General features: G+C 71.6%; 11 protein-coding genes and 1 rRNA gene. 3 read left to right on the forward strand and 9 right to left on the reverse strand.

Going from position 1 to position 11,387, the window contains the following annotated elements:
• Nucleotides 1-252: 252 nt before the first annotated feature.
• The 3 genes from NQO67_RS41505 to NQO67_RS44725 are packed head-to-tail and all read right to left on the reverse strand — an operon-like array spanning nucleotide 253 to nucleotide 2,403.
• The gene (locus NQO67_RS41505; protein WP_255955784.1) at nucleotides 253-1,158 is read right to left on the reverse strand and encodes an NAD kinase; all 906 of its coding nucleotides are present in this window, start codon (nucleotides 1,156-1,158) and stop codon (nucleotides 253-255) included.
• A complete protein-coding gene (locus NQO67_RS41510; RefSeq protein ID WP_255955785.1) occupies nucleotides 1,155-1,970 on the reverse strand; it encodes a TlyA family RNA methyltransferase in 816 nt (271 codons plus the stop codon). The genes NQO67_RS41505 and NQO67_RS41510 overlap by 4 nt, the downstream gene beginning before the upstream one ends.
• Nucleotides 1,971-1,977: 7 nt before the next feature.
• The gene (locus NQO67_RS44725; RefSeq protein ID WP_374119296.1) at nucleotides 1,978-2,403 is read right to left on the reverse strand and encodes a hypothetical protein; all 426 of its coding nucleotides are present in this window, start codon (nucleotides 2,401-2,403) and stop codon (nucleotides 1,978-1,980) included.
• 243 nt (nucleotides 2,404-2,646) lie between these two features.
• On the opposite strand from NQO67_RS44725, the gene NQO67_RS41520 reads away from it, so the two are divergent.
• On the forward strand, nucleotides 2,647-2,994 hold the full coding sequence (locus NQO67_RS41520) for an SCP2 sterol-binding domain-containing protein (protein WP_255955793.1): 348 nt from the start codon (nucleotides 2,647-2,649) through the stop codon (nucleotides 2,992-2,994).
• 89 nt (nucleotides 2,995-3,083) lie between these two features.
• Here NQO67_RS41520 and NQO67_RS41525 read toward each other — a convergent pair whose 3' ends face one another.
• From NQO67_RS41525 to NQO67_RS41540, 4 genes are all read right to left on the reverse strand, one after another.
• Nucleotides 3,084-3,899 (reverse strand): ABC transporter ATP-binding protein, encoded by an 816-nt coding sequence (locus tag NQO67_RS41525; protein ID WP_255955786.1) that lies wholly within the window; start codon nucleotides 3,897-3,899, stop codon nucleotides 3,084-3,086.
• A 190-nt stretch (nucleotides 3,900-4,089) separates the two neighbouring features.
• On the reverse strand, nucleotides 4,090-5,121 hold the full coding sequence (locus tag NQO67_RS41530; protein WP_255955787.1) for a FecCD family ABC transporter permease: 1,032 nt from the start codon (nucleotides 5,119-5,121) through the stop codon (nucleotides 4,090-4,092).
• Complete coding sequence (locus tag NQO67_RS41535; protein WP_255955788.1) at nucleotides 5,118-6,158, reverse strand: FecCD family ABC transporter permease; 1,041 nt, start codon at nucleotides 6,156-6,158, stop codon at nucleotides 5,118-5,120. Before NQO67_RS41535 ends, NQO67_RS41530 begins: the two co-directional genes overlap by 4 nt.
• A gap of 59 nt (nucleotides 6,159-6,217) precedes the next feature.
• The gene (locus NQO67_RS41540; protein WP_255955789.1) at nucleotides 6,218-7,261 is read right to left on the reverse strand and encodes an HAD-IIA family hydrolase; all 1,044 of its coding nucleotides are present in this window, start codon (nucleotides 7,259-7,261) and stop codon (nucleotides 6,218-6,220) included.
• Nucleotides 7,262-7,393: 132 nt separating this feature from the next.
• On the opposite strand from NQO67_RS41540, the gene NQO67_RS41545 reads away from it, so the two are divergent.
• Nucleotides 7,394-8,758 (forward strand): DUF1015 family protein, encoded by a 1,365-nt coding sequence (locus NQO67_RS41545; RefSeq protein ID WP_255955790.1) that lies wholly within the window; start codon nucleotides 7,394-7,396, stop codon nucleotides 8,756-8,758.
• 103 nt (nucleotides 8,759-8,861) lie between these two features.
• Here NQO67_RS41545 and NQO67_RS41550 read toward each other — a convergent pair whose 3' ends face one another.
• Nucleotides 8,862-9,803, reverse strand: coding sequence for a hypothetical protein (locus NQO67_RS41550; protein WP_255955794.1), 942 nt, complete (start codon nucleotides 9,801-9,803; stop codon nucleotides 8,862-8,864).
• Between the two features lie 87 nt (nucleotides 9,804-9,890).
• On the opposite strand from NQO67_RS41550, the gene NQO67_RS44485 reads away from it, so the two are divergent.
• Nucleotides 9,891-11,099: a hypothetical protein gene (locus NQO67_RS44485; protein WP_308295750.1), complete on the forward strand. Its 1,209-nt coding sequence runs from the start codon at nucleotides 9,891-9,893 to the stop codon at nucleotides 11,097-11,099.
• Nucleotides 11,100-11,159: 60 nt separating this feature from the next.
• On the opposite strand, the gene rrf is transcribed toward NQO67_RS44485, so the two are convergent.
• A 5S ribosomal RNA gene (rrf, locus tag NQO67_RS41560) occupies nucleotides 11,160-11,276 on the reverse strand.
• Nucleotides 11,277-11,387: the final 111 nt, after the last annotated feature.

The raw sequence follows: 11,387 nt of genomic DNA on the forward strand, positions 1-11,387 counted from the left end.
ACCGTGCGACGCCACCCCACCCCAACAGGGGACGGCGCCGGCCGTCACCTCACGGCAGCCGGCTCGTTGGCGGGGACGTCCCCGCCGATACGGGACGATGGGGCCGTCTACGTCCTGGACGGTTACGGGTGCTTTCGTCCCCGACCACTCGGGGGTCGGGCAGGAGCCGGCACTGGTCCGTATGACCCCGCCCGAGCTGCGGTTTTGCGCGAGTCGATCATGTGAAGCGCCTCGTGGTGCGGCCCGCTGCGATCAGGTGGGTGCACCACGCCATCCGGAGACCGGCAGCGCGAACTTGGCGACCAGCCGATCGGTGAAGGACGGATGGTGCAGGCGCGCAAGGCGGACCGGCACGGCACCCCGCCGCACCTCGACCCGCGCCCCGGCGGGCAGCCCCGCGGTGCGCCGGCCGTCGCACCAGAGCACCCCGTGCGGGGTGTGCGGCTGCACCTCGACGGCGAGCACCGACCGCGGCGAGGTCACCAGCGGCTTCGCGAACAGCGCATGCGCACTGATCGGCACCATCAGCAACGCCTCCACCTCCGGCCAGATCACCGGCCCACCGGCGGAGAAGGCGTACGCGGTGGACCCGGTGGGGGTGGCGCAGACGATGCCGTCGCAGCCGAACCCGGTGACGGGTCGGCCGTCCACCTCCAGGACGACCTCCAGCATCCGCTCCGGCGACACCTTCTGCACCGCGGCCTCGTTGAGCGCCCAGTCCCGGTGCACCACATCGCCGTTGCTGTGCACAACGACATCGAGGGTCATCCGCTCCTCGACGTCGTAGGCCCGGCTCACCACCCGGTCGACGACCTTTTCCAGGTCGTCCCGCTCGGCCTCGGCGAGAAAGCCGACGCGACCGAGGTTCACCCCGAGCATCGGCACCCCGGAGGCCCGGGCGAACTCGGCGCCGCGCAGCAGCGTGCCGTCGCCGCCGAGCACGATCAGCAGCTCGCAGCCGTCCAGCGACGCCGGGGTGGCGGCCGGGATCAGCTCGATGGCGGACGGCAGCGGCAGGTCGGGCGCTTCCGCCTGCAAGACCCGCACGCCCAGCCCGGAGCGCAGCAGTCCCTGCACGACGAGCTCCGCGCTGCGTACCGCCGCGGGCCTACCGGTGTGTGCAAGGAGGAAAACAGTACGAGCTCGGCTCTGAGTCAACGCGGCCCCTTCGCCACTGCACGATCCACATCGGCCGGGTCGAGGTCGGGCGACCCGGCATGCAGCCACAGAAAATACTCAACGTTTCCGGCGGGTCCCGGCAGCGGGCTCGCGGTGACCCCGCAGGCGCCCAGACCCAGGCCACGGGCCCGCTCGGCGACACCGCGCACGGCCTCGGCCCGCAGCTGCGGGCTGCGCACCACACCGCCCTTGCCGAGACGCTCCCGCCCCACCTCGAACTGCGGCTTGACCATCATCACCAGATCGGCGTCCGGCTTCGCGCACCGCACCAGAGCGGGCAGCACAAGACCCAGCGGAATGAAGGAGAGATCCCCGACCACCAGGTCGACCGGCTCGCCACCGAGATCGTCCAAGGTCAGCTCGCGGACATTGGTGCGGTCCCTGACGATGACGCGTTCGTCGCTCTGCAACGACCAGGCGAGCTGGCCGTAGCCGACGTCGACCGCCACGACCTGCGCGGCGCCCGCGCGCAGCAGCACATCGGTGAAGCCACCGGTCGACGCCCCGGCGTCCAGGGCCCGCCGGCCCTCGACCCGCAGCCCCTCGGGTACGAAGGCATCCAGGGCGCCGGCGAGTTTATGGCCGCCGCGCGAGACGTAGCCGGGGTCGTCGGTGTCCTCGGTCACCAGGATGGGGGCGCTGGTCGGCACCTGGGTGGCGGGCTTGACGGCGATGCTTCCGCCGACGCTGACCCGCCCCGCGGCGATCAGCTGCCCGGCGTGCTCACGCGAGCGGGCCAGCTTGCGGTTGACCAGTTCGGCGTCGAGGCGGCGGCGTGCCACTCCTGCCACGTTCGGTTCAGCTCCTCGTGTTCGATCCACCGTGTCTCGGCGGAGGCGCCGGAGGCCCCGGGCGTGTGTCGAGGGCGGTCAGCGCATCGCGCAACCCCCGGTGCACATCCTCGTACACCTCCACATGTCCGTCGGTGGCGAGGTGGTCGGCATCGGCCAGCCGCTGCAACTGGGCGTCGACCTCGGCGTGGCCGGTCGGGGTGCGCTCGAGACCGAGGGGCGCGGGGGCGGCCGGATCGTACTCCGCGACCGGTTTCTCCGTCGCAGGTTCCGCCGCCGGCTGCTCCGCGGCCGTCTCCCCGGACGCCGGCTCCTCAGCCGCTCCCGCCCCCCACCGCTCCTCCGTGGCCGACGGCTCCCGAACGCCTTCACGCGCCGCGGGTGCGCCGGGTGCAGGCCCTTCCGGAGACTCGGTTCCGGTCGAGCCGGGCATGGGCCCGGTCGCCGGCTCCGGGCGCGGCGTCGACGGCCCCGGCTCGGGGAAGCCGGGCGGGGCGGGGCGGGGCGCCGGCGGGGCGGGGCGGGGCGCCGGCGGGCCGGGTACGGGGGGTCGGGGCGTGGGGGTCGGGGCGGCGGGGCGCGGGCCCCCGAAGACCGGCGCCGGACGCTCCGGACCTGCCGTGGAGTCGCTCATGCCATGACGCTACCGCGTATGGCTGGGGTACCGTCGACCGCGATGGCGACGATCGAGGAGTGCCGCGCCGCGCTCGACAGACTCTCGGAGAATCTCGCTTCGGCCCATGCCGAGGTACGCCGGGTGGCCGCGACGGACCGCTCCGTCAGCTGCCACCTCACCGACCTCGACGCCACCTTCAGCGGCCGCCTGACCGACGGCGCCCTCGAGGTGGGCGACTCCGCACCCGGGCCGCCGCGGCAGCGGGCCCAGATCCGGCTGGCGATGGCGAGCGACGACCTGGTGGCGATGGTGGCCGGCGAACTCGGCTTCCCGAGAGCGTGGGCAACGGGCCGGGTCAGGCTGGAGGCGGGCATCCGCGACCTCCTGAGGCTCAGGAGCCTGCTCTGATCGGCCTCAGCCGACTGGCAGCCGCCTGATCTCGGCGCGCCCCTGCTCCTCTGCTCCTGCTCCTGCTGCGCGGCGTCCGCACGCTCCGTTCAATCCGCCACGTCGGCGTGTCGTGCGGCCCGTGATCGGCGGGCGGCCGGTACGACCAGCGGCGTCCCGGTCTCGGGGTCGTCGATGACCTGGCAGTCCAGGCCGAAGACATCGCGCACCAGGTCGGCCGTGACGACGTCGCAGGGGGCGCCCTGGGCGATCACCCGGCCGGCGCGTAGCGCGATGAGGTGGGTGGCGTAGCGGGCGGCGTGGTTGAGGTCGTGCAGCACCGCCACCAGGGTCCTGCCCTGCTCCTCGTGCAGCTCGGCGCAGAGGTCGAGCACGTCGATCTGGTGCTGGATGTCGAGGAAGGTGGTGGGTTCGTCAAGCAGCAGCAGCGGTGTCTGCTGTGCCAGCGCCATGGCGATCCAGACGCGTTGCCGCTGGCCGCCGGAGAGCTCGTCGACGTAGCGGTCGGCGAGTTCCGCGACGCCGGTCTGCCCCATGGACTCGTTGACGATGCGTTCGTCGTCGGACGACCACTGGCGCAGCAGCCCCTGGTGGGGATAGCGGCCACGGGCGACCAGCTCGCCGACCGTGATCCCGTCCGGCGCGATGGACGTCTGCGGTAGCAGCCCGAGGGTCCTGGCCACCTGCTTCGCCGGCATCGACCGGATGGCCCGCCCGTCGAGCAGTACCTGTCCGCGCGACGGCCGCAGCATCCGCGACAGGGCCCGGAGCAGGGTGGACTTGCCGCACGCGTTGGGTCCCACGATCACGGTGAAGGAGTGGTCCGGTATCTCGACCGAGAGGTCCTCCGCGATGATGCGCTGGTCGTAACCGAGGGTTACGCCGTCGGCGATGAGCCGGTTCATGTCGGGCACGCTCCTGGCACTGCTCGGTGGTCGCTGTCGGGTGCGGAGGCGGGGGCGGGTGGTCGGTGAGAGCCGTCGGTGAAGTGGGCGTCGGCGGAGTGGACGTCGGTGGAGTGGACGTCGGTGGAGTGGACGTCGGTGGAGTGGACGTCGGCGGAATGCGTGGCGCCGTTTCGCGTGCGGCGGCGGTTCATATCCGTCCCGCCCTGCGTTCGGTGACCAGCAGCCACAGCAGATAGCCACCGCCGAGCACGCCGGTCACCACTCCGACGGGCAACTGGTCGGCGCCGAAGAGCCGCTGTGCGGCCCAGTCGGCGGTGACCAGCAGGGCGGCTCCCATGACCAGCGCGGGCAGCAGGTTGGGCCCTGGCGCGCGGGTGAGTCGTCGGGCCAGCTGTGGCGCGGTGAGGGCGACGAAGCCGACCGGGCCGGCCGCTGCGGTGGCCGCGGCGGTGAGCAGCACGGCGGTCAGCATCAGCAGCATCCGGGTGCGTTCGACCCGGACGCCGAGGGCGCCTGCCACGTCGTCGCCCATGTCGAGCATGCGCAGGGGACGGGCGTTCAGCAGCGCGAACGGTACGAGTACGGCGCACAGCGCGAGCAGGGGCCATACCTGGGTCCAGTCGCGCCCGTTGAGGGAGCCGGTCATCCAGACCACCGCCCGTGCGGCGTCGACGAGGTCGGCTTTGGTGAGCAGGTAGCCGTTGACGGCGGTGACGACGGCGGCGACTCCGATGCCGACGAGCACGAGGCGGTACCCGTGCACTCCACGTCGCCAGGCGAGCAGGTAGATGGCGAGCCCGGTCACCAGGCCGCCGACGAGCGATCCGAGGGCGACCTGGGTGGCGCTGCCGGAGAACAGCACGATCATGATCAGCGCGCCCGCGGTGGAACCCTGCCCGAGTCCGAGCACGTCGGGGCTGCCCAGCGGATTACGCGAAATGGCTTGAAAGAGCGCCCCGCCGAGCCCGAGTGCGGCACCCACCAGCAACCCCACCAGCACGCGCGGCAGCCGAAGCTCGTGAATGATGAACTCCTGTCCCGCGTTGCCGTTTCCGGCGAGGGTGCGCAGCACGTCGGAGACGGGTATCGGGAAGTCGCCGGTGCCGATCAACAGCACGCTCATGGCGAGCGCGGCCAGGGCCAGCAGCAGGACGACGACCAGGGCCCGCACATCGAACCGCACGGACGTCCACCCGTCTCGGACACGGAGCGCCTTCACAGCTGCACCACCCTCCGCCGGCGTACCAGCAAGATGAAGACGGGGCCGCCGATGACCGCGGTGATGACGCCGACCTGTAGTTCAGCGGGCCGGGCCAGAAGCCGCCCGACCACGTCGGACCCGAGCAGCAGAACGGGCGCCAGCACGCCCGCGTACGGCAGGATCCAGCGCATGTCGGGCCCCGTGAAGGAGCGCACGGCGTGGGGCACCATCAGCCCGACGAACGCGATGGGCCCGCAGGCCGCGGTGGCCGCCCCGCACAGCAGGGTCGCGGCGAGCATCGACAGCGCCCGGGTGCGGGTGAGATGGGCGCCCAGCGCGCGTGCCGTGTCATCGCCCATGGCGACGGCGTTCAGCGGCCGGGCGACGGCCAGGGCGAGCACGGTACCCACCGCGATGAACGGCAGCACCTGCCCGATGGTGGTGGCGTTCGCCGAGGCCAGCGAGCCGACCGTCCAGAACCGCATCTTGCCCAGCGCAGCATTGTCCATGATCATCACGGCTTCCAGATAGCCGTACAGCGCCGCGGTGATCGCGGTGCCGGCCAGCGCGAGCCGCACCGGTGTGGCGCCGCGGCTGCCGCCGAGCAGGTACACCAGCACGCCGACGCCCGCCGCCCCGGCGAACGCGAACCAGACATAGCCGGTCAGCGAGCCGACACCGAAGAACGTGAGCGCGGTCACGACGGCCGCCGAAGCGCCCGCGTTGATGCCGAGCAGGCCGGGATCGGCCAACGGGTTACGGGTGAGCGCCTGGAGGACCGCACCGGCAAGACCGAGCGCCGCACCGGCCAGCAGCCCCAGCACCGTACGCCACAGCCGCTCCGCCACGACCACGTCGCCGTAGCTGCCGGAGTCCTGGAAGAGGCCGTGCCACACCTGCCCCACGGAGAGCTGCTTGGCGCCGATCGCCAAGCTCGCCACCATGACGCACGCCAGCACTCCCACGGAGAGGACCAGCCCGGCAGCACGCATCGCCCGACGGCCGCGAGGGGCTGCGGCGGCCGCGGACTTTTCTGGGGGACGATCCATCAACACGGAAGTTAGGTTAACCTAACCATCCCTCCGGGCGAACCGCCCCTACCCGCTCATCGGCCTCAAAGCCCCAGCCGAGCCACCGCCTTACCGCTGTCGAGGGCGCAGCTGCCGTCCCCCGCCGCCGTCCAAGCCGCCGCGCACAGCGCCCGCAGGCCGTCCAAGGCGGCGCCCTGCCCGCTCAGCTCCAGCTCCTCCTGCCCTGCCACGGCAGCCCAGCCCCCGCAGCGGAACACCGCCTGCTTCCCCGCACCGCGGTCCGCCACGACCTCGGGCTGGTCGGTCAGCAGTCCGCGCAGATCGGCGTCGACATAGCTGGGCCGGTGCTGCGGTGGCGCCGCCACCAGCTGTGCGGCGGCCGTCACCCCGGTCAGCACCAGAAACGAGTCCACACCGCCCTGGAACGCGCCCTCGATGTCGGTGTCCAGCCGATCACCGACGACAAGAGGGCGCTCGGCGCCGGTGCGCAGGATCGTCTCGCGGTGCATGGGCGGCAACGGCTTGCCCGCCACCTGCGGCTCGGCGCCGGTGGCGATCCGGACGACCTCCACCGCCGCACCGTTCCCCGGGACGATGCCACGGCCGCTCGGAATGGTCAGGTCCGTGTTGGACGCGAACCACGGCACACCGCGCTCGATGGCGTAGCAGGCCTCCCAGAACCTGCCCCAGGCCAGATCGGGCCCCCCGTACCCCTGCACGACCGCCGCCGGCTCCTCGTCCGCGAACTCCACCGGCACCAGACCGCGCTCGCGCAGCGCGGCCCGCAGCCCCTCCCCGCCGATCACCAACACCCGTGATCCCGACGGCACCTGATCGCTGATGAGCCGCGCCACGGCCTGCGCCGACGTGATGATCTCCGATGCTTCGGCCGGCACCCCCAGCTCCGTGAGGTGTGCGGCCACCGTCTGCGGGGTTCGCAGGGCGTTGTTGGTCACGTAGGCAAGCCGCATGCCGTCACCGCGGGCGGCCGCAAGCGACGGCACGGCGTGCTCGATCGCCGCACCACCGGCGTACACCACCCCGTCCAAGTCGAGCAGCGCCGTGTCATAGGCCTGGCTCAGCTGCCGCTCGCTGCCCTCGGGCCGCGTCCTGACGGTCTGGCTCATCACGCCTCGCATCTCGTTGATCCACACTTCCCGGCCGTGCGCGCCCCGGGTCCCCGCCCCACGCCGCACCCACGCGCACCCCCGATGATTCCGTATGCCGCCGACACCACCGGACGCACATACGATGCCCCAATGAACTCTGCAGGTCCCGCTGAAGATCCAGGCCAGGGTCCGGCAGGCGACGCGCTTGACCTCATCCCGTTCAGGGGCGTCCGCTATGCACCGGAACGCGTCGGTAACCTTGCCGCCGTCACTTCACCGCCGTACGACGTCGTCGTGCGCCCCGACGGCCTGCTCCATCTGGAGTCGGCCGATCCCCACAACATCGTCCGGCTGATCCTCCCCCAGGCCACATCGTCCACGACCCACACCCAGCACGCCGCGGACACCCTGCGCAGCTGGCTCGCCACCGGCGTCCTCACCAGGGACCCGGAACCCGCGCTCTACGTGTACGAGCAGCGGGCCGGGGACTTCCTGCAACGCGGCGTCATCGGCGCACTGCGCCTGTCCGAGGCGGCCGAGGGGATCGTCCTCCCCCATGAGGACGTGATGCCCGAGATCGTCGCGGACCGCGCCGACCTCATGCGCGCCACCAGCGCGAATCTGGAGCCGCTGCTGCTGACCTACCGGAGCGAGCCCGCCGGCGCGGCAGCACCGCCCCGACCTCCCGGCACGGCCCCAGACCATGAGGCTCCCGGTGCGGAGAGTGCCGCATCGGCCATCGAGCGCACAGTGCGGCGCGCGCCGCTACTCGCCACCACCACCGAGGACGGCATCCACCACCGCCTGTGGGCGGTCACGGACCCGCGGGAGATCGCCGGCATCCGTGCGGACCTCGCCCGCCACCAGGCGCTGATCGCGGACGGCCACCACCGCTGGGCGACCTATCTGGCGCTGCGGACCGAGCACTCCTCGCCCAGCCCCTGGGACTTGGGACTCGTCCTCCTGGTGGACACGGCCCGTTACCCCCTGCGTGTGCGCGCCATCCACCGCCTACTGCACCGGCTGCCCGTCCCAGACGCCCTCGCAGCCGCCAAGGCCCACTTCCGGGTCCGAACGGTGGACGGCCCACTCGACCACGCCCTCCAAGCCCTCAGCGAGGCACGTGCGGCCGGCAACGCCTTCCTCCTGGCCGGCGACGGCGCCTTCCACCTCGTCGACCACCCCTCTCCAGGCCTGGTGGACCAGATGATCCCGCCGGACGTGCCCGAGGACCTGCGCACGCTGGACGCGACGGTGCTGCACACCGTCCTGCTCGACGGCATCTGGCGGATCCCGGACACCCCGGAACACATCGGCTACATCCACGACACCGCAGCCACCGTCGCCAAAGCGGAACGCGACGGTGGCACGGCCGTCCTCATGCACCCGGTCCGTGAGGACGTCGTACGGGCACTGGCCCGGCAGGGCTTGATGATGCCCCGCAAGTCGACGTCGTTCGGCCCCAAACCGGCCACCGGGCTCGTGCTGCGCAGCCTCTCCGAGGAAGACGAGTAGAAGCCGAGTAAGCGACTTCCCGGGACGGGCCTCTGAGATGGCCCCTCAAGAGAACATCTGCCTGTCCCGGGAACCGGCCTTGAGACCGACGTGGAACGGGCTCCTAGGAGCTCTGTTCCCGGGCGCCGTGCGCGCCGGGCGCTTCGGGACTGTCGGGCGCTGCCGGGGTGTCGGCAGCTCCGGACGCCGTTTCCGCGTCGGGGTCGGCATCGGCGACGGCCTCAGTCTTGGCTTCGCCGTCCTCATCGGTGTCGGTGGGAGCTTCCGTGACTCCCACGGGCGCGCTTGCCGTCGCGCTGTCGTCGCTGTCGCCGCTGTCGTCGAGTTGGGTGTACTCGTCCAGGCTGTCGACGTCCTCGTCGAGCGCGTCCATGAACTCGATCCCGTCGAGTTCAGCGAGCCGGTCAGAGGCGTCGGTGCTGCCGTCCCGGTCGGACTCGACGGCCTTGGCGAACCATTCACGCGCCTCTCCGCTGCGCTCCGCGGCCAGTAGCGCGTCGGCGTACGCGTAGCGGAGGCGGGCCGTCCATGGCTGGACCGCGTTCGACGCAAGCTCCGGGCTCTGCAGGGTGACGATGGCTGCGTCGAGTTGGCCCAGGTCGCGTCGCGCGCCTGCGGCCACGAGCCGCATTTCCACCTGCCCGGCCTTGTCCAGTTTGCCCACCTCGGGCGCACCGGCCATGTCGAGTGCCTTCTCCGGCCGGCCAAGGCCGCGTTCGCAGTCGGCCATGACGGGCCACAGCTCCACGTTCCCGGTCATCCTGCGGGCCGCCCGGAACTCGGCGAGCGCTTCGCCGTAGACCTGGTGCGCGTACGCGGCGAAGCCTGCGGCCTCGCGTACCGCCGCCACCCTCGACGCGAGCCTCAGCGCGATCTTGGAGTAGGCGTATGCCCCCTCCGGGTCCTCGTCGATGAGCCGTGCCACCATCACCAGGTTCTTGGCGACGTCCTCGGCCAGGGTCTTGGGAAGGCTCTGTAGTTCCTGCCGTACTCCGGAGTCGAGTTCCTCACCGGTCACGTCCTCGGGGATCGGCAGCCTCTTGATGGGCTCCCGGTCCCTGGTGTCCCTGTCCCTGTCCCGGCCACGATCGCGGTCATCGCGGTATCGGCCGCCGCCTCGCCGCTCGCCGCCGTGCCGGTCACCGCGGCTCCGGGGGTCACCACCGCGCCGGTCGTCCCGGCCGCGGAAACCTCCGGGGCGCCGCCGGCTGTCCTCACGCCGCTCGTCGTGGCGAGGGCTGCGGGTGCGCTCGTCGCGGCCTCGGTAGTCGCCGCCGCGGTCGCCACGAGCGTCGTCGCGGTGGAAACCGCCACGCTCGCTGCGCCGCCACTCGTCACGTCGCTCGTCACGTCGGTCATCGTGGCGGAACCCGCTGCGGGGCCCCTCCCGGCGCACACCGCCGCGGTCATCACGTCGACCGCCGTCACGGTCATCACGTCGACCGCCGTCACGGGCGTCCCGGCGGTATCCGCCACGGTCGTCCCCGCGGTACCCACCGCGGTCATCACGTCGAACACCGCGGTCGTCGCCACGGTATCCACCCCGGTCATCGCGTCGGTCGTCCCGGCGGTCGGTGCGCCGGAAACCCTCTCGCTCACCACGACCCCGGTCATCGCCACGGAATCCACCACGGTCATCACGCCGGTAGCTTGGCCGGTCCCCGTCCCTGCGGACGTCACGCCCGCGGTCATCGCCACGGTATCCACCACGGTCATCACGCCGGTCGTCCCGGCGATCGGTGCGCCGGAAACCCTCTCGCTCACCACGACCCCGGTCATCGCCACGGAATCCACCACGGTCATCACGCCGGTAGCTTGGCCGGTCCCCGTCCCTGCGGAAGTCACGACCACGGTCATCGCCGCGCCAGCCGCCGTGGCGGGGGCCGTCCGCGGGGCGATCGTCGCGGCGGAAGGACGGCCGTCCGCCACGGTCGTGCTCGCCGCTACGGTCGTCGCGTCCTCGGTACCCGCCACCGCGATGGTCGTCGCGCCGAAATCCGCCGTGTCCCCTGCCATCATTTCGATCACTGCGATCATTTCGATCACTACGGCCGAAGTCCCGGCGGTCGTCGCGGCGTTCGCCTTGGCGGTGGCCCCCGTAACCGCGGTCTCGGTCGCGATCCCCGCGGTCGTCGCGGCGGGCAGGGCCACCACGGTCGTCGCGTCGCTGACTGTTGCGGTAACCGCTGCGGTCACCACCGTCCCGGCGACGCTCGTCGCGCTCCGGTCGCTCGTCGGGAGAGTTGGTGGACATTCTCATGGCTCCTGTCTTCGGCACCGCAGCCGTCTTATCGGTACTACATTCATTGTTACGCCGCTGCGTGTGCAACGGGCCGGTTGAAAACGCAAAAGGACCTTGTGTCCCAGCGTGAACGCTGGGACACAAGGTCCTCCACAAATTGTTCGGCGGCGTCCTACTCTCCCACAGGGTCCCCCCTGCAGTACCATCGGCGCAATAAGGCTTAGCTTCCGGGTTCGAAATGTAACCGGGCGTTTCCCCTACGCTATAACCACCGAAACCCTATCAGTCACCCCGCTTCTCAACGGGGCCGCGAACAGGGCCAGCGAACAAGCACACTTTTCAATTGACTCAGTGAACCGTTCAGCCGACACGGCTGTTCGTTACCTG

This window comes from Streptomyces odontomachi (assembly GCF_024435355.1).
Classification (GTDB): domain Bacteria; phylum Actinomycetota; class Actinomycetes; order Streptomycetales; family Streptomycetaceae; genus Streptomyces; species Streptomyces odontomachi.

Bases quoted from the DNA above. Each gene is read 5' to 3' on its own strand.
- NQO67_RS44725 (WP_374119296.1), bottom strand. From the start codon at position 2,403: ATGCCCGGCTCGACCGGAACCGAGTCTCCGGAAGGGCCTGCACCCGGC.
- NQO67_RS41520 (WP_255955793.1), top strand. From the start codon at position 2,647: ATGGCGACGATCGAGGAGTGCCGCGCCGCGCTCGACAGACTCTCGGAG.
- NQO67_RS41525 (WP_255955786.1), bottom strand. From the start codon at position 3,899: ATGAACCGGCTCATCGCCGACGGCGTAACCCTCGGTTACGACCAGCGC.
- NQO67_RS41540 (WP_255955789.1), bottom strand. From the start codon at position 7,261: ATGAGCCAGACCGTCAGGACGCGGCCCGAGGGCAGCGAGCGGCAGCTG.
- NQO67_RS41545 (WP_255955790.1), top strand. From the start codon at position 7,394: ATGAACTCTGCAGGTCCCGCTGAAGATCCAGGCCAGGGTCCGGCAGGC.